The 16,958-nt window shown below is 59.3% G+C and carries 14 protein-coding genes; 12 read left to right on the forward strand and 2 right to left on the reverse strand.

Annotated features, from left to right (window positions below):
• Positions 1–131: 131 nt before the first annotated feature.
• The 7 genes from NPS47_RS11610 (at position 132) to NPS47_RS11640 (ending at position 10,617) form a co-directional block, all read left to right on the forward strand.
• The gene (locus tag NPS47_RS11610) at positions 132–2,963 is read left to right on the forward strand and encodes a 2-oxoglutarate dehydrogenase E1 component (RefSeq protein WP_274295099.1); all 2,832 of its coding nucleotides are present in this window, start codon (positions 132–134) and stop codon (positions 2,961–2,963) included.
• 42 nt (positions 2,964–3,005) lie between these two features.
• A complete protein-coding gene (gene odhB, locus NPS47_RS11615) occupies positions 3,006–4,229 on the forward strand; it encodes a 2-oxoglutarate dehydrogenase complex dihydrolipoyllysine-residue succinyltransferase (RefSeq protein ID WP_274295100.1) in 1,224 nt (407 codons plus the stop codon).
• A 90-nt stretch (positions 4,230–4,319) separates the two neighbouring features.
• Positions 4,320–5,756 (forward strand): dihydrolipoyl dehydrogenase, encoded by a 1,437-nt coding sequence (gene lpdA / locus NPS47_RS11620; protein WP_274295101.1) that lies wholly within the window; start codon positions 4,320–4,322, stop codon positions 5,754–5,756.
• 174 nt (positions 5,757–5,930) lie between these two features.
• Positions 5,931–7,097 carry an ADP-forming succinate--CoA ligase subunit beta gene (sucC, locus tag NPS47_RS11625; protein WP_274295102.1) on the forward strand — a complete coding sequence of 389 codons (1,167 nt, stop codon included), beginning with the start codon at positions 5,931–5,933 and terminating at the stop codon, positions 7,095–7,097.
• On the forward strand, positions 7,097–7,981 hold the full coding sequence (sucD, locus tag NPS47_RS11630; protein ID WP_038613108.1) for a succinate--CoA ligase subunit alpha: 885 nt from the start codon (positions 7,097–7,099) through the stop codon (positions 7,979–7,981). Before sucC ends, sucD begins: the two co-directional genes overlap by 1 nt.
• 389 nt (positions 7,982–8,370) lie before the next feature.
• A complete protein-coding gene (gene brnQ, locus NPS47_RS11635) occupies positions 8,371–9,684 on the forward strand; it encodes a branched-chain amino acid transport system II carrier protein (protein WP_274295103.1) in 1,314 nt (437 codons plus the stop codon).
• A gap of 189 nt (positions 9,685–9,873) precedes the next feature.
• Positions 9,874–10,617, forward strand: a complete 744-nt coding sequence (locus NPS47_RS11640; protein WP_274295104.1) for a DUF599 domain-containing protein — start codon at positions 9,874–9,876, stop codon at positions 10,615–10,617.
• Between the two features lie 73 nt (positions 10,618–10,690).
• On the opposite strand, the gene NPS47_RS11645 is transcribed toward NPS47_RS11640, so the two are convergent.
• Positions 10,691–10,957: a hypothetical protein gene (locus NPS47_RS11645; protein ID WP_157193381.1), complete on the reverse strand. Its 267-nt coding sequence runs from the start codon at positions 10,955–10,957 to the stop codon at positions 10,691–10,693.
• A gap of 156 nt (positions 10,958–11,113) precedes the next feature.
• On the opposite strand from NPS47_RS11645, the gene NPS47_RS11650 reads away from it, so the two are divergent.
• From NPS47_RS11650 to NPS47_RS11665, 4 genes are all read left to right on the forward strand, one after another.
• Entirely contained in the window at positions 11,114–11,590 is a 477-nt protein-coding gene (locus tag NPS47_RS11650; RefSeq protein WP_274295105.1) for a PaaI family thioesterase, read from the forward strand.
• A complete protein-coding gene (locus NPS47_RS11655; RefSeq protein WP_274295106.1) occupies positions 11,587–12,048 on the forward strand; it encodes a PaaI family thioesterase in 462 nt (153 codons plus the stop codon). Before NPS47_RS11650 ends, NPS47_RS11655 begins: the two co-directional genes overlap by 4 nt.
• A gap of 105 nt (positions 12,049–12,153) precedes the next feature.
• On the forward strand, positions 12,154–14,058 hold the full coding sequence (htpG, locus tag NPS47_RS11660) for a molecular chaperone HtpG (protein WP_274295107.1): 1,905 nt from the start codon (positions 12,154–12,156) through the stop codon (positions 14,056–14,058).
• A 56-nt stretch (positions 14,059–14,114) separates the two neighbouring features.
• A complete protein-coding gene (locus tag NPS47_RS11665; protein WP_274295108.1) occupies positions 14,115–14,840 on the forward strand; it encodes a dienelactone hydrolase family protein in 726 nt (241 codons plus the stop codon).
• Positions 14,841–14,915: 75 nt separating this feature from the next.
• On the opposite strand, the gene NPS47_RS11670 is transcribed toward NPS47_RS11665, so the two are convergent.
• Positions 14,916–15,776 carry a pirin family protein gene (locus NPS47_RS11670; protein ID WP_274295109.1) on the reverse strand — a complete coding sequence of 287 codons (861 nt, stop codon included), beginning with the start codon at positions 15,774–15,776 and terminating at the stop codon, positions 14,916–14,918.
• A gap of 115 nt (positions 15,777–15,891) precedes the next feature.
• Between NPS47_RS11670 and NPS47_RS11675 the strand changes: the two genes are divergently transcribed.
• The gene (locus tag NPS47_RS11675; protein ID WP_274295110.1) at positions 15,892–16,896 is read left to right on the forward strand and encodes an amidohydrolase family protein; all 1,005 of its coding nucleotides are present in this window, start codon (positions 15,892–15,894) and stop codon (positions 16,894–16,896) included.
• Positions 16,897–16,958 lie beyond the last annotated feature (62 nt).

Raw genomic sequence — 16,958 nt, forward strand, 5'->3', positions numbered from 1 at the left:
AGCAGGGGCTTCCGGGCTGGTACCCGGAAAATCTGTGGGATCCTTGGTGGCTTGGTTCGGTCGCTGCATTGGGCTTTTCCAGGCTTGCTATGGCTCTCGCCGATCCGTCCCCTAACCGAGGGTGACCAAGCATGCAAGAAAGCGTGATGCAGCGCATGTGGGAAAGCGCCCACCTTTCAGGTGGTAACGCTGCATATGTGGAAGAGCTCTACGAGCTCTACCTGCACGACCCTAACGCTGTGCCAGAAGAGTGGCGCACTTACTTCCAGAAGTTGCCCGCCGAAGGCAGCACCGCTACCGATGTATCGCACTCTACAATCCGCGACCATTTCGTACTGCTGGCAAAGAACCAGCGCCGCGCCCAACCGGTTTCCGCCGGGAGCGTGAGCAGTGAACACGAGAAGAAGCAGGTTGAAGTTCTGCGACTGATCCAGGCCTACCGTATGCGCGGCCACCAAGCCGCCAAGCTCGACCCCCTGGGGTTGTGGCAGCGCCCTGCGCCAGTAGACCTGTCGATCAATCACTACGGCTTGACCAATGCCGATCTTGATACGACCTTCCGTGCCGGCGACCTGTTCATCGGCAAAGAGGAAGCGAGCCTACGCGAAATTTTCGACGCTTTGCAGCAGACATATTGCCGCACCATTGGCGCCGAATTTACCCACATCGTCGATTCCGAGCAGCGCAGCTGGTTCCAGCAGCGTCTGGAGAGCGTTCGTGGCCGCCCGGCTTTCTCCGCGGATGTGCAGAGCCACCTGCTCGAGCGCGTAACCGCAGCAGAAGGTCTGGAAAAGTACCTGGGTACCAAATACCCGGGCACCAAGCGTTTCGGCCTGGAAGGCGGCGAAAGCCTGATTCCGATGCTGGACGAACTGATTCAGCGTTCCGGTTCTTACGGTACCAAGGAAGTTGTCATCGGCATGGCCCACCGTGGCCGTCTGAACGTGCTGGTCAACACCTTTGGCAAGAACCCGCGCGAGCTGTTCGACGAGTTCGAAGGCAAGAAGAAGGTCGAGCTGGGTTCCGGTGACGTTAAATACCACCAGGGCTTCTCGTCCAACGTGATGACCGCCGGCGGTGAAGTTCACCTGGCCATGGCGTTCAACCCTTCGCACCTGGAGATCGTCTCGCCAGTGGTTGAAGGTTCGGTACGTGCCCGTCAGGACCGTCGCAACGACACCGTTGGCGACAAGGTACTGCCGATTTCCATCCACGGTGACGCGGCATTCGCCGGTCAAGGTGTGGTCATGGAAACCTTCCAGATGTCGCAGACCCGCGGTTTCAAGACCGGCGGTACCGTGCACATCGTGATCAACAACCAGGTTGGTTTCACCATCAGCAACCCGCTGGACTCGCGTTCCACCGAGTACGCTACAGACGTCGCCAAAATGATTCAGGCGCCGATCCTGCACGTCAACGGTGATGACCCAGAGGCGGTGCTGTTCGTGACCCAGCTGGCCGTTGACTACCGCATGCAGTTCAAGCGTGACGTGGTCATCGACATGGTCTGCTACCGTCGTCGCGGCCACAACGAGGCCGACGAGCCGAACGGCACCCAGCCGCTGATGTACCAGCAGATCGCCAAACAGCGCACCACTCGCGAGCTGTATGCCGAGGCTCTGACCAAATCGGGTAGCCTCGATGCTGCACGCGTTCAGGCCAAGGTCGACGAGTACCGCAACGCGCTGGACAACGGTCTGCACGTAGTAAAAAGCCTGGTCAAAGAGCCGAACAAAGAGCTGTTCGTTGACTGGCGTCCGTACCTGGGTCACACCTGGACCGCGCGTCACGACACCCGCTTCGATCTGAAGACCCTGCAGGAACTGTCGGCCAAGCTGCTGGAACTGCCGGAAGGTTTCGTGGTTCAGCGTCAGGTTTCGAAGATCTACGAAGATCGCCAGAAGATGCAGGCCGGTGGTTTGCCGATCAACTGGGGCTACGCCGAAACCATGGCCTACGCGACCCTGCTGTTTGAAGGTCATCCGATCCGCATGACGGGTCAGGATATCGGTCGCGGCACTTTCTCCCACCGCCATGCGGTATTGCACAACCAGAAAGATGCCAGCACCTACCTGCCACTGCAGAACCTGTACGCCGGTCAGCCTAAATTCGACCTGTACGACTCCTTCCTGTCGGAAGAAGCGGTACTGGCCTTCGAATACGGCTACTCCACCACCACGCCAAACGCGCTGGTGATCTGGGAAGCCCAGTTCGGCGACTTCGCCAACGGTGCCCAGGTGGTTGTCGACCAGTTCATCACCAGCGGCGAGCACAAGTGGGGCCGTCTGTGCGGTCTGACCATGCTGCTGCCACACGGTTATGAAGGGCAGGGGCCTGAGCACTCTTCGGCACGTCTGGAGCGTTACCTGCAGTTGTGCGCCGAGCACAACGTCCAGGTTTGCGTACCGACCACGCCGGCTCAGATCTACCACCTGCTGCGTCGTCAGGTCATCCGTCCGCTGCGCAAGCCGCTGATCGTGCTGACGCCAAAGTCGCTGCTGCGCCACAAGCTGGCCATCTCGACCCTGGAAGAACTGGCCGAAGGCTCGTTCCAGACCGTGATCCCGGAAATCGATACCCTCGATCCGAAAAAGGTCACTCGCCTGGTCCTGTGCTCGGGCAAGGTCTACTACGATCTGCTGGAAAAACGCCGTGCCGAAGGCCGCGAAGACATCGCCGTCGTGCGTATCGAGCAACTGTATCCATTCCCTGAGGACGATCTGGTCGAGATCCTCGCGCCGTACACCAATCTCAAGGATGTGGTGTGGTGCCAGGAAGAGCCGATGAACCAGGGTGCCTGGTACAGCAGTCAGCACCACATGCGCCGTATCCTGACCCGCCACAATAAAGAGCTGGTCCTGGAATACGCCGGTCGTGATGCTTCGGCAGCACCTGCTTGTGGTTACGCTTCGATGCACGCCGAGCAGCAGGAAAAACTGCTGCAAGATGCCTTCACTGTTTAATGCCATCGCGCACCAGAAACCGAATTTAAGGAACCACTGATAATGGCTATCGAGATCAAAGCCCCTACTTTCCCGGAATCGGTTGCCGATGGCACCGTTGCCACCTGGCACAAACAACCGGGCGAAGCAGTCAAGCGTGACGAACTGATCGTCGACATCGAGACTGACAAGGTTGTCCTGGAAGTACTGGCTACCGCTGACGGCGTACTGGGCGCTATCGTCAAGGGCGAGGGCGAAACCGTCCTCTCCGACGAAGTCCTGGGCTCGATCGAAGAAGGTGGCGTTGCCGCTGCTGCGCCTGCCGCTGCTGCCGCTCCGGCTGCCGCTGCTGCACCTGCTGCCGCTGCCGCTGGTGACGAAGACGCCATCGGCGCGCCGGCTGCTCGCAAGCTGGCCGAAGAGAACGGCATCGCACTGAACAGCATCAAGGGCACCGGTAAAGACGGTCGCATCACCAAGGAAGACGTTGTAGCTGCCATCGAAGCGAAGAAATCCGCTCCGGCTGCCGCTCCAGCTGCCAAGCCTGCCGCTGCTGCCGCTGCACCGATCGTTGCTACTGGCGATCGTACCGAGAAGCGCGTGCCGATGACCCGTGTGCGTGCCACCGTGGCCAAGCGCCTGGTTGAAGCACAGTCGAACATGGCCATGCTGACCACCTTCAACGAAGTGGACATGACCGAAGTCATGGCCCTGCGTTCGAAGTACAAGGACCTGTTCGAGAAGACCCACAACGGCGTTCGCCTGGGCTTCATGTCGTTCTTCGTCAAGGCCGCCACCGAAGCGCTGAAACGCTTCCCGGCAGTCAACGCTTCGATCGACGGTTCCGACATCGTCTACCACGGCTATGCGGACATCGGCGTTGCCGTTTCCAGCGACCGTGGCCTGGTGGTACCGGTTCTGCGTAATGCCGAGCTGATGAGCCTGGCTGAAATCGAAAACGGCATCGCTACCTTCGGCAAGAAAGCCCGCGACGGCAAGCTGTCGATCGACGAAATGACCGGCGGTACTTTCACCATCACCAACGGTGGTACCTTCGGTTCGATGATGTCGACTCCGATCGTCAACCCGCCACAGGCCGCTATCCTGGGCATGCACAACATCATCCAGCGTCCAATGGCCGTCAATGGTCAGGTCGTTATCCGTCCGATGATGTACCTGGCACTGTCCTACGATCACCGCCTGATCGACGGTAAAGAAGCCGTGACCTTCCTGGTGACCATCAAGAACCTGCTGGAAGACCCGGCTCGTCTGCTGCTGGACATCTAAAACGCGGCCGCGAGCGGCAAGCGGCGGGCCCCTGAGGGCTACGCCGCTTGCCGCTTGAGGCTTGCCGCTTGAAGCTAAAAGGAATCTTTTATGACCCAGAAATTCGACGTGGTAGTGATTGGCGCAGGTCCTGGCGGCTACGTAGCTGCTATCAAGGCCGCGCAGCTCGGTCTGAGCACTGCCTGTATCGAGAAGTACACTGACGGCGAAGGCAAACTGGCCCTCGGCGGTACCTGCCTGAACGTGGGTTGCATTCCGTCCAAGGCGCTGCTGGACAGCTCCTGGAAGTACAAGGAAGCCAAAGAGAGCTTCAACGTCCACGGTATCTCCACCGGCGAAGTCAAAATGGACGTCGCGGCGATGGTTGGCCGTAAAGCCGGCATCGTCAAGAACCTGACCGGCGGTGTTGCCACCCTGTTCAAGGCTAACGGCGTTACTTCGATCCAGGGCCACGGCAAGCTGCTGGCTGGCAAGAAAGTCGAAGTTACCAAGGCTGACGGCACCACCGAAATCATCGAAGCCGAAAACGTGATCCTGGCTTCCGGCTCGCGTCCGATCGACATTCCACCGGCTCCGGTCGACCAGAACGTCATCGTCGACTCCACCGGCGCCCTGGAATTCCAAACCGTACCTAAGCGCCTGGGTGTTATCGGTGCTGGTGTTATCGGTCTGGAGCTGGGTTCGGTCTGGGCTCGCCTGGGCGCAGAAGTTACCGTTCTGGAAGCGCTGGACACCTTCCTGATGGCCGCTGACGCTGCCGTCTCCAAGGAAGCGCTGAAGACCCTGACCAAACAAGGTCTGGACATCAAGCTGGGCGCTCGCGTGACCGGCTCCAAGGTCAACGGCGCTGAAGTCGAAGTGACCTACACCGATGCCAACGGCGAACAGAAAATCACCTTCGACAAGCTGATCGTTGCGGTCGGCCGTCGTCCAGTGACCACTGATCTGCTGGCTGCCGACAGCGGCGTGACCATCGACGAGCGTGGTTTCATCTTCGTCGACGATCATTGCGCGACCAGCGTACCGGGCGTTTACGCCATCGGTGACGTGGTTCGTGGCATGATGCTGGCGCACAAGGCCTCGGAAGAGGGCATCATGGTTGTCGAGCGCATCAAGGGCCACAAAGCCCAGATGAACTACGACCTGATCCCGTCGGTTATCTACACTCACCCGGAAATCGCGTGGGTCGGTAAAACCGAACAGACCTTGAAGGCTGAAGGCGTTGAGGTTAACGTGGGCACCTTCCCGTTCGCGGCCAGCGGCCGTGCGATGGCGGCCAACGACACCGGTGGTTTCGTCAAGGTCATCGCCGATGCCAAGACCGACCGCGTTCTGGGTGTACACGTGATTGGCCCATCGGCTGCCGAACTGGTGCAACAGGGTGCAATCGCAATGGAATTCGGCACCAGCGCCGAAGACCTGGGCATGATGGTTTTCTCCCATCCGACCCTGTCCGAAGCGCTGCATGAAGCCGCGCTGGCTGTGAATGGCGGTGCCATTCACGTAGCCAACCGTAAGAAGCGTTAAACAATAAGAAACCACGGCGGGTGGCCCGTCGTGAGTCTTGCGTGCATGACTCACCGCGGAAAGTCCGCCGGACTCGAACTCCCGGAGCATACCGGGGGCAAGTGGTCACAGGTGGCGCGGCACTCTTAAAGAGGCAGCGCCGAAGCGCAGTACCTAACGAAGACGGTAAAAAGCATGAATCTTCACGAGTATCAGGGTAAGCAGCTGTTCGCTGAATACGGCCTGCCAGTTTCCAAGGGTTTCGCAGTCGACACCCCTGAAGCTGCCGCAGAAGCCTGCGAAAAGATCGGTGGCACCGAGTGGGTTGTCAAAGCCCAGGTTCACGCCGGTGGTCGCGGTAAAGCGGGCGGCGTCAAGCTGGTTCGCAGCAAAGAAGACGCCAAGGCGTTCGCTGCGCAGTGGTTGGGCAAGCGTCTGGTGACCTACCAGACTGATGCCAACGGTCAGCCAGTGACCAAGATCCTGGTCGAATCCTGCACTGACATCGCCAAAGAGCTGTACCTGGGCGCTGTAGTCGACCGTTCGAGCCGTCGTATCGTGTTCATGGCCTCCACCGAAGGTGGCGTGGACATCGAGAAAGTCGCTCACGAGACTCCTGAGAAGATCATCAAGGCTACTATCGATCCGCTGGTTGGCGCTCAGCCATTCCAGGGTCGTGAACTGGCGTTCCAGCTGGGTCTGGAAGGCAAGCAAGTTGCACAGTTCGCCAAGATTTTCGTCGGCCTGGCCAAGCTGTTCAAAGAACACGACCTGGCCCTGCTGGAAGTAAACCCGCTGGTCATCAAGGCCGACGGCGACCTGCACTGCCTCGATGCGAAAATCAACATCGACGCTAACGCCATGTACCGTCAGCCTAAGCTGAAAACCTTCCACGACCCGTCGCAGGACGATCCTCGTGAAGCCCACGCTGCCAGCTTCGAGCTGAACTACGTGGCTCTGGAAGGCAACATCGGCTGCATGGTCAACGGTGCTGGCCTGGCCATGGGCACCATGGACATCGTCAACCTGCACGGCGGCAAGCCAGCCAACTTCCTCGACGTAGGTGGTGGTGCTACCAAAGAGCGCGTTACCGAAGCCTTCAAGATCATCCTGTCCGACAGCAATGTCGCGGCCGTTCTGGTCAACATCTTCGGCGGCATCGTTCGTTGCGACATGATTGCCGAAGGCATCATCGGTGCAGTGAAAGAAGTCGGCGTGAAAGTGCCGGTTGTTGTTCGCCTGGAAGGTAACAACGCTGAACTGGGTGCTAAAGTACTGGCAGAAAGCGGTTTGAACATCATTGCGGCAACCAGCCTGACCGACGCTGCTCAACAAGTTGTCAAAGCTGCGGAGGGCAAGTAATGAGCGTCCTGATCAATAAAGACACCAAAGTCATCTGCCAGGGCTTCACCGGCTCGCAAGGTACTTTCCACTCCGAACAAGCCATCGCCTACGGCACCAAGATGGTTGGCGGCGTGACTCCGGGCAAAGGCGGCACCACTCACCTGGGCCTGCCAGTGTTCAACACCGTTAAAGAAGCCGTTGCGGCTACCGGTGCTGACGCTTCGGTCATTTACGTTCCGGCTCCTTTCTGCAAAGACTCGATCCTGGAAGCTGCATTCGGCGGCATCAAGCTGATCGTCTGCATCACCGAAGGCATTCCTACCCTGGACATGCTCGATGCCAAGGTCAAGTGCGACGAGCTGGGTGTTACCCTGATCGGCCCTAACTGCCCAGGCGTCATCACTCCGGGCGAGTGCAAGATCGGCATCATGCCAGGTCACATCCACTTGCCAGGCAAGGTCGGTATCGTTTCGCGTTCCGGCACCCTGACCTACGAAGCGGTCAAGCAGACCACTGACGCCGGTTTCGGTCAGTCCACCTGCGTCGGTATCGGTGGTGACCCGATCCCGGGCTCGAACTTCATCGACATCCTGAAGCTGTTCCAGGAAGACCCGAAGACCGAAGCGATCGTCATGATCGGTGAGATCGGCGGTTCGGCTGAAGAAGAAGCGGCTGCCTACATCAAGGCAAACGTGACCAAGCCTGTGGTTTCCTACATCGCTGGTGTTACCGCTCCTGCGGGCAAGCGTATGGGCCACGCCGGCGCAATCATCTCCGGCGGCAAAGGTACTGCAGACGAGAAATTCGCTGCTCTGCAAGACGCTGGTGTGAAAACCGTGCGTTCGCTGGCAGACATCGGCAAGGCCCTGGCCGAGCTGACTGGCTGGGAAGTAAAGAAGTAATCGCTGCCCAGTAAGCAAAAAGGCCACCTTCGGGTGGCCTTTTTGTTTTTGGGTGCCGAAGCATCGGTGGGAGCGGGCTTGCCCCGCGAGTGCGATGTGCCAGTCAAACCGCGATCGCGGGGCAAGCCCGCTCCTACCGGGGTGCTACCAAGTGATACCTCGATTTGCTGTCATCAAGGCGACAAACAGATGCGCTCATCGGACACCTTGTCCGGTAGCGGTGCGCGCTCGGTGCAACTTGGTTACACTGTGCGCACTTTCGTGTCGGTACCCCAAAAGGGTACGGGCATGCTTTAAAGGGCTTGTCTCATCCGGACGGGCTACATTTTCCCTCACCCCAGGGGAAATCCCTCTCTAAATCCCGATTTCAGAAGTGTGGTATTTCCTTAATGAAAGTGTTGAAAGGCCAGGACATCCTGGCGCTTGGTTTTATGACGTTCGCGTTGTTCGTCGGTGCGGGCAATATCATCTTCCCGCCGATCGTCGGTCTGCAGTCCGGTCCGCATGTGTGGATGGCGGCATTGGGCTTCCTGATCACTGCGGTAGGCTTGCCGGTGATTACGGTTATCGCCCTGGCCAAGGTCGGTGGTGGCATGGACGCGCTGAGCAGTCCTATCGGCAAGATTGCCGGTGGCTTGCTGGCGGCGGTCTGCTACCTGTCGGTCGGCCCGCTGTTCGCCACCCCGCGCACCGCTACGGTGTCGTTTGAAGTCGGCCTGGCGCCACTGACCGGCGAAAGCCCGACGGCGCTGTTCATCTACAGCCTGGTGTACTTCCTGGTCGTGCTGGCCGTGTCCATGTACCCGGGCAAGTTGCTCGACACCGTAGGCCGCTTCCTGGCGCCGCTGAAGATCATCGCCCTGGCCGCTCTGGGCATTGCCGCCTTCATGCTGCCGGCCGGTACCAGTGGTGACGCAATGCCTGCCTATGAGGCGTCGGCATTTTCCCAGGGCTTTATCAATGGTTACCTGACCATGGATACCCTCGGCGCGCTGGTGTTCGGTATCGTTATCGTCAATGCCATTCGTTCCCGTGGGGTCGAGTCGCCGCGGCTGATTACCCGTTACGCCATCATCGCCGGCCTGATCGCCGGTGTCGGCCTGGCGCTGGTGTACATCAGCCTGTTCCGCCTGGGTGCGAGCAGCCATGAAATCGCCGCCGGCGCGACCAACGGTGCAGCGGTTCTGCATGCTTACGTGCAGCACACCTTTGGCTCTCTGGGCAGCGGCTTCCTTGCTGTGCTGATTGCATTGGCCTGCCTGGTTACCGCCGTAGGTCTGACGTGTGCCTGTGCCGAGTACTTCAGCCAGGTATTGCCGTTGTCCTACCGCACTCTGGTGGTGATCCTGTGCGGCTTCTCGCTGCTGATCTCCAACCTGGGCCTGACCAAGCTGATCATGTTCTCGATTCCCGTGCTGACCGCCATCTATCCGCCGTGCATCGTGGTGGTGGGCCTGAGCTTCTGCAAGGAACTGTGGAATTCCCAGGTCCGAATCCTGGCCCCGGTAATGCTGGTGTCGCTGCTGTTCGGCATGGTTGATGCGATCAAGGGCACCACCCTGGCGCACTGGCTGCCAGACGCTCTGGCCCATCTGCCGTTGAGCGATCAGGGCCTGGCCTGGCTGGTGCCTTCGGTGGCGACCCTGGCGGTAGCCGTGGTTTGTGACCGTATGCTGGGCAAGCCACGCGAAGCGCTGGCCTGAGAATGGGCCGCAAGCCTGACGTCGGCCACAAGCCATAGCGCGTCGGGCAGGGCAGGTTCCGAGCCCCGTATCCGTAAGGATGCGGGGCTTTTTGGTTTTTTCAGCGGGGACGTGTCTTTTTCTGCGGCTAAGCGTCGAAAGCCGGTCAATGCGCTTTAGAGTGCACGAAACTCTTTACCGGGAGCTTGCATGAGCTTTATTCAAAGTAATCTCAATCACCTGCTGGCAGCCTGTTGGTTTGTTGTGTGCTGGGGCGGCTATACCCGCTATGCCACCTGGAAGGGCCGTGATACCGCGTGCCTGGCCAGTGTGCTGCACCTGTACCGCGAAGACTGGATGCGCCGCATGCTGATGCGTGACAACCGTATCGCCGATGCCAGCGTGATCGCCAACCTGGAGCGTAACGCCTCGTTCTTCGCCTCCAGCACCCTGATCATCCTCGCCGGTATCCTCACCGTACTCGGTGCTTCGGATCGCGCTGTATCACTGCTGGCGGACCTGCCGCTGGTCCAGCAGGCGACCCAGGGCATGTCGGAGATCAAATTGCTGTGCCTGGCCACAGTGTTTGTCTATGCCTTTTTCACCTTCAGCTGGTGCATGCGCCAATACAACTTCGCTGCTGTGCTGGTGGGTTCGGCACCGATGATCGGCGAACGGCATGTCACCGAAATGGAGCGTAAGGCATTCGCCCAGCGTGCCGCCCGGGTTATTTCGATGGCCGCCAACCAGTTCAACTTCGGTTTGCGTTCTTATTATTTCGGCATGGCCATGCTCAGTTGGTTTATCAGCCCATGGCTGTTCATGCTGATGAGTGCCGGGGTTGTTCTGGTACTGTACCGGCGCGAGTTTCATTCCGATGTACTGGATGTGATGGTCTATACCCCGACCGAAGCACCGGTAGTGGAGGCGAGCAAAGAAACTGCGGTTAACTGAATCGTTAAAGTTAAATCAGGCAGGTATAAAAAAACCCGACAGTTGTCGGGTTTTTTCATTCCAGGGTGCTTGCTTACTTCGCAGGCTCGGCTGGAGCGGCTGGAGCAGCTTCTTTAGCGGCTTCTTCAGCGGCTTTCTGTTGCGCTTCAGCACTGTCTTTGGCAGCTTCAGCGTTTTCTTTTGCGGCCTCGTTCACTTTATCCTGAGCTTCGTCCATCTTCTGCTGGGCGTTCTCGGTGTGTTGCGCAGCATCCTGAGCCTTGTCTTCGCTGGCTTTATCGCAAGCAGCGAGACCCAGAGCGGCGGCCAGCATTACGGCAAAAGCAAAAGGTTTACGCATGGGGTGTTTCTCCTTGGGGAAATAAGTTACTTGTTCCTTTGAGCTCAAGTAACGGATAGAAGTTCCGCCTACATTACAGATATATAAGTATCGGATCTATATAGACTTTTTTCTAGGCTTGTGCATTGTCCGAATAACCACAAGGGCCTGAGTGATATGAGTGAGACCGCATTGATGGCCATGGCTGAGCGATTCCTCGGTGCCTTGCGTCATTGCCAGCTATTACAGATGCGTGTGCAGCACGCCGATGCGCAGGGCATGACCCTGTTGCTGCCGTATTCGACGAAGATCGTCGGTAACCCCCAGACCGGCGCCATCCACGGGGGCGCCCTGACCACGCTGATGGACACCACGTGCGGCATGGCCACGCTCTGCGCGCTGGCCGAGTTCGAGGTCTGCCCGACCCTCGATCTGCGCATCGACTACATGCACCCGGCCAAAGCCGGGCTGGATATCTACGGTTACGCTCACTGCTATCGGGTGACCCGCGATGTGATCTTTACCCGTGGCATGGCCTATCAGGACGATCCCGAACAGCCGATCGCCCAGGTGGTCGGCACCTTCATGCGCTTGGGCAAAGGCGTGAAGGGTGGGCTTAACTTCGCCAATGCGCTGAAGGGGAGTGCGCAATGATTCCTCCCCAGGTGCATCAGCAATTGCGTGAGGCGCACGCACAAGGAAACTACCAGCCGTTGCTGCAACTGATTCCTTATGCGGGATTGATCGGTATCCAGTGCAGCCGTGAAGGCGACGATCTGCTGTTCTGCCTGCCGGCCAGCAAGGACAATATCGGCAATCCGTTGCTGCCCGCTATCCATGGCGGGGTGATCGCCGGTTTCATGGAGCTGTCAGCGGCCCTGTACCTGCTGATTTTCACCGAGAGCGCGACGATTCCGAAGATCATCGATTTTTCCATTGATTACCTGCGTGCCGGACATTTTCGCGACACCTACGCCCGCTGCCAGCTCTGGCGCCAGGGGCGACGGGTGACCAACGTTGCGATCACCGCCTGGCAGGGTAACCAGGATGAGCCGATTGCCACCGCGCGGGCGCATTTCAAGATCGAAGAAATCAATGCGCCCTTGAAATAGCTTCTCGCGCCCCCATCTGCATGACATCCCGCCGTGAAAGCAGGCCAGGGCCGCGGTGCCCGCCTGCCGAACGACAACTGCCATCAGATTGGAGTGTTGAAGACCATGAGTGTGGAAACTCAAAAAGAAACCCTGGGCTTCCAGACCGAGGTGAAGCAACTGCTGCACCTCATGATCCATTCCCTGTATTCGAACAAGGAAATCTTCCTTCGCGAACTGATTTCCAACGCCTCCGACGCGGTCGATAAACTGCGTTTCGAAGCGCTGGCCAAGCCTGAGCTGCTCGAAGGCGGCGCCGAGCTGAAGATTCGCGTCAGCTTCGACAAAGACGCCAACACCGTCACCCTCGAAGACAACGGCATCGGCATGAGCCGCGAGGACGTGATCACGCACCTGGGTACCATCGCCAAGTCCGGCACTGCCGACTTCATGAAGCACCTTACCGGTGACCAGAAGAAAGACTCGCACCTGATCGGCCAGTTCGGCGTGGGCTTCTACTCGGCCTTCATCGTCGCCGACAAGGTCGATGTGTTCAGCCGTCGTGCCGGCACACCGGCCGCTGAAGGCGTGCACTGGTCGTCCAAAGGTGAAGGCGAATTCGACGTTGCCACCATCGACAAGGCCGAGCGCGGTACCCGTATTGTCCTGCACCTGAAAAAAGGTGAAGAGGAATTCGCCGACGGCTGGCGTCTGCGTAACATCATCAAGAAATACTCTGACCATATCGCTCTGCCGATCGAGCTGCCAAAGCAGGTCGAAGCCGCTGAAGGCGAAGAAAAGCCGGCCGTGGAGTGGGAAACCGTCAACCGTGCCAGCGCCCTGTGGACCCGTCCGCGTACCGAGATCAAGGACGAGGAATATCAGGAGTTCTACAAGCACATCGGTCACGATTTCGAGAACCCGCTGGCCTGGAGCCACAACAAGGTTGAAGGCAAGCTCGAGTACAACTCGCTGCTGTACGTGCCTGCGCGTGCGCCGTTCGACCTGTACCAGCGCGAAGCACCGCGCGGCCTGAAACTCTACGTTCAGCGCGTGTTCGTCATGGATCAGGCCGAGTCGTTCCTGCCGCTGTACCTGCGTTTCATCAAGGGCGTGGTCGATTCCAACGACCTGTCGCTGAACGTTTCGCGGGAAATCCTGCAGAAAGACCCGATCATCGACTCGATGAAATCGGCGCTGACCAAGCGCGTCCTGGACATGCTCGAGAAGCTGGCCAAGAACGAGCCTGAGCAGTACAAGGGCTTCTGGAAAAACTTCGGTCAGGTGATGAAAGAAGGCCCGGCCGAAGACTTCGCCAACAAAGAGAAGATCGCCGGCCTGCTGCGTTTTGCCTCCACCAGCGACGACAGCGGCGAGCAGAGCGTGTCCCTGGCCGACTACCTGGCCCGCGCCAAGGAAGGTCAGGACAAGATCTACTTCCTCACCGGCGAATCCTATGCGCAGGTCAAGAACAGCCCGCACCTGGAAGTCTTCCGCAAGAAAGGCATCGAAGTGCTGCTGCTGACCGACCGTATCGACGAGTGGCTGATGAGCTACCTGAGCGAATTCGACGGCAAGAGCTTCGTCGACGTCGCCCGTGGCGACCTGGATCTGGGCAAGCTGGACTCTGAAGAGGACAAGAAAGCCCAGGAAGAAGTTGCCAAGGAAAAAGAAGGTCTGGTTGAGCGCCTGAAGGCCGCCCTGGGTGAAAGTGTCAGCGAAGTGCGGGTATCGCACCGCCTGACCGATTCGCCAGCGATCCTGGCCATTGGTGAACAGGACCTCGGCCTGCAGATGCGCCAGATCCTTGAAGCCAGCGGGCAGAAGGTGCCGGACTCCAAGCCGATCTTCGAATTCAACCCGGGCCATCCGTTGATCGAGAAACTGGACAACGAGCAGAGCGAAGACCGTTTCGCTGACTTCTCGCACATCCTCTTCGATCAGGCCGCCCTGGCGGCGGGTGACAGCTTGAAGGACCCGGCGGCGTACGTTCGTCGCCTGAACAAGCTGCTGGTCGAATTGTCGGCTTAAGTAGACTCAGGAAAGCCCGCTTCGGCGGGCTTTTTTCATGGTGCAAGGAGGAGTGCATGAGCAAGGTTACCGTCGAATCGCTGGTCTATCATGTTGCCGGCAAAGCCTATGAGAGTCGCTTGTTCTATACCCAGGGTGCCAAGGAGCAGCCTGGTTTGCTGATGGCGCCGAACTGGATGGGGGTCGGCGAAGGTGCCGAGCGGATTGCCCGCGAGGTTGCCGCCCAGGGGTATGTGGTGCTGCTCGCGGATATCTACGGGCAGACACTGCGACCGTCGAACATGGATGAAGCAGGTGCGGCGATGATGCCGCTGAAAAATGATCGGGTCGAACTGCGTAAACGCATGAAAGCTGCGCTGGACCAGTTGCTGGGGCAATCGAAGGCGGTGCTGGAGCCGGGCAAACTGGCGACCTTCGGCTTCTGCTTTGGTGGCTGTTGTGCACTGGAGCTGGGTCGCGAGGATAGTCGTCTGCAGGCTGCGGTGTCGTTCCATGGCACCCTCGATACGCCGCTGCCGGCGCAGGAAGGTCAGGTCAAGGCCTCGATGCTGGTGTTGCACGGTGCGGCTGACCCATTTGTGCCCAAGGAGCAATTGCCAGCCTTCGAGGCCGAGATGGACGCGGCCAAGGTCGATTGGCAATTGATCAGCTACGGTGGCGCGGTGCACTCGTTCACCGATACGGCAGCGAACATTCCGGGCAAGATGAAATACGACGCCAAAACCTCCAAGCGCGCGTTCCGGGCGATGTACAACTTGCTGGATGAAGTGTTTCAGCGCTGAAAGCTTCGCGGGGCAAGCCCGCTCCCACCGAGATTTCACTACCCTGGTGGGAGCGGGCTTGCCCCGCGATCAACCTCACGGCAACTCGATCCGCTCGCTTTCCCCCGGCACAGTCGGCCAGTCTCCAGCCGCCCAGCGTGCCCGCGCCTGCTCGATCAGCGCCGGATCACTGGCCACGAAGTTCCAGTTCATCCGCCGTGGCCCGTCCAGTGGTGCGCCGCCGAATAGCACCAGCCGGCTCTCGCTGTCGGCATACAAACTCATTTCCTCGCCTTCAGGCAATATCACCAGGCTATGGTGCTCGACGGCTTCGTCGTTGAGGCTCACTTCACCGTCCAGCACATACAGCGCGCGCTCAGCATGCTCATTGGGGATGTTCAGGGTGGTCGCAGCCTGCATCTGCACCAGGGCATAGAGGGTCGGCGACAGCACCGGTACCGGTGATGCCAGGCAGAAGCCGCTACCGGCAATCATGCGAATGTTCACGCCCAGGTTATCGCTGACCGGCAGGGTTGCCGCCGGGTGGTGGCTGTAATGCCCGGGCCCCTGTTCCTTGTCTTTGGGTGAAGCCAGCCAGACCTGCAGGCCATGCAGGCGTGAGCCCTTTTCCAGCAGATCAGCCGGCGTGCGCTCGACATGGGCAATCGCGCTGCCCGCCGTCATCCAGCTGACGTCCCCGGCCTTGACCCGTTGATCCGAGCCCAGGCTGTCCTTGTGCAGGATCTCGCCTTCGAACAGGTAGGTGAGGGTGGACAGGCCGATATGCGGGTGCTGGCGGATGTTCACGCCATTACCGGCGGTGTAATCGGTTCCGAGCATGTGATCGAAGAACACGAACGGCCCGACACTGCGGCATTGTGCCGACGGCAGCGGGCGCAGGATCGGTTGGCCCTCGACGGATTCGGCGCGAGGGTGGATGACCAGGGGATTGCTCACGGTGGGCTCCAGGCCGGGGATGATGAGCTTGAGCATAACCTGTTACAGACAGCGCCTGAACTGCGCTGCGGCTTGACCGGTCTACCCTGTCTGAATCGCCAACAAGGAATGCGCAATGTTTGCCAGACGTCTGGGCTGGATCGTGTTGATGGGACTGACCCTGCAAAGCGTGCAGGCGCGCGAGTACCGCTACAGCGATGCGCACTTGCACTACGTGGACTTCTTTCAGGAAAGCGAGGGCATGGATGCATTACTCAAGGCGATGGACCGGGCACGTATCGATCAGTCGATGATTTCCGGCGTGGCTGTGGCGAAAAAGTGGCATGAGGATGAGCCCAAGCGCCCGCGTTACTACGCTGGCGACGATGCCGATGCCTATTGGTACAGCGCCACCGATATCTACGTTGCCGCCGCATTGGGGAAGCTCGAGCCCGAGCAGCGCCGACGCTTTCATCCGTTCCTGACCGGCTTCAACCCGGTCGACAAGAATGCCGTGGCGCATATCGAGCGGATGCTCGAGCTGTACCCCGGGCTCTGGCAGGGCATTGGTGAAGTTTTCACCCGGCATGACGATCTGACCGCGCTGACCAGCGGCGACACGCCACGGGCCAACAACGAAGCGATGACGCGTATCTATCACCTGGCGGCCGAGCAGGACCTGCCGGTGCTGATTCACTCCAACATCACCTCCAAGCGAGAGCGCAATCCGCTGTACCTGGCCGAACTCGAAGAGCCGTTGCGCAATCATCCGCACACCCGCTTCATCTGGGCGCATGCTGGCAGCAGCATGGAGATTCATCGCCACCAGATCCGGCTGGATTTCCTCCTGCCGACGTTGTCGCGCCTGCTCGAGTCCTATCCCAACCTCTACATCGACCTGTCCTGGAGCGTCCTGCAGCCTTATCTGCTGGACGAGCAGGGCAAGCCCAGGGGTGAGTGGGTCGAGCTGGTAAAACGCTTCCCGGAGCGCTTCATGCTCGGTTCTGATGTGGTCGGACGATTCGATACTCTGGGTGAGCAATTGCACAGCTTCGATCCTTTCCTTGATGCCTTGCCCGTGGAGGTGGCGCAGAAGGTGGCGCGGGACAATTTTCTCGCGGTGCTGCCGAAGCAGCACTAGGCACACCCCTGCCGGTTTTGCAGTTGTCATCAGTCTGTCATGCCAGCGTCATAGCCTGCCGC

It is taken from the genome of Pseudomonas putida (assembly GCF_028682475.1).
In the GTDB taxonomy this organism is placed as follows: Bacteria; Pseudomonadota; Gammaproteobacteria; order Pseudomonadales; family Pseudomonadaceae; genus Aquipseudomonas; species Aquipseudomonas putida_AG.

What these genes read in the sequence shown, in the direction of transcription:
- NPS47_RS11675 (WP_274295110.1), top strand. Translation starts at nt 15,892, where the DNA reads ATGTTTGCCAGACGTCTGGGCTGGATCGTGTTGATGGGACTGACCCTG.
- NPS47_RS11645 (WP_157193381.1), bottom strand. Translation starts at nt 10,957, where the DNA reads ATGCGTAAACCTTTTGCTTTTGCCGTAATGCTGGCCGCCGCTCTGGGT.
- sucD (WP_038613108.1), top strand. Translation starts at nt 7,097, where the DNA reads ATGAGCGTCCTGATCAATAAAGACACCAAAGTCATCTGCCAGGGCTTC.
- NPS47_RS11655 (WP_274295106.1), top strand. Translation starts at nt 11,587, where the DNA reads ATGATTCCTCCCCAGGTGCATCAGCAATTGCGTGAGGCGCACGCACAA.
- NPS47_RS11610 (WP_274295099.1), top strand. Translation starts at nt 132, where the DNA reads ATGCAAGAAAGCGTGATGCAGCGCATGTGGGAAAGCGCCCACCTTTCA.
- NPS47_RS11640 (WP_274295104.1), top strand. Translation starts at nt 9,874, where the DNA reads ATGAGCTTTATTCAAAGTAATCTCAATCACCTGCTGGCAGCCTGTTGG.
- htpG (WP_274295107.1), top strand. Translation starts at nt 12,154, where the DNA reads ATGAGTGTGGAAACTCAAAAAGAAACCCTGGGCTTCCAGACCGAGGTG.
- lpdA (WP_274295101.1), top strand. Translation starts at nt 4,320, where the DNA reads ATGACCCAGAAATTCGACGTGGTAGTGATTGGCGCAGGTCCTGGCGGC.
- brnQ (WP_274295103.1), top strand. Translation starts at nt 8,371, where the DNA reads ATGAAAGTGTTGAAAGGCCAGGACATCCTGGCGCTTGGTTTTATGACG.
- NPS47_RS11665 (WP_274295108.1), top strand. Translation starts at nt 14,115, where the DNA reads ATGAGCAAGGTTACCGTCGAATCGCTGGTCTATCATGTTGCCGGCAAA.
- odhB (WP_274295100.1), top strand. Translation starts at nt 3,006, where the DNA reads ATGGCTATCGAGATCAAAGCCCCTACTTTCCCGGAATCGGTTGCCGAT.
- sucC (WP_274295102.1), top strand. Translation starts at nt 5,931, where the DNA reads ATGAATCTTCACGAGTATCAGGGTAAGCAGCTGTTCGCTGAATACGGC.
- NPS47_RS11650 (WP_274295105.1), top strand. Translation starts at nt 11,114, where the DNA reads ATGAGTGAGACCGCATTGATGGCCATGGCTGAGCGATTCCTCGGTGCC.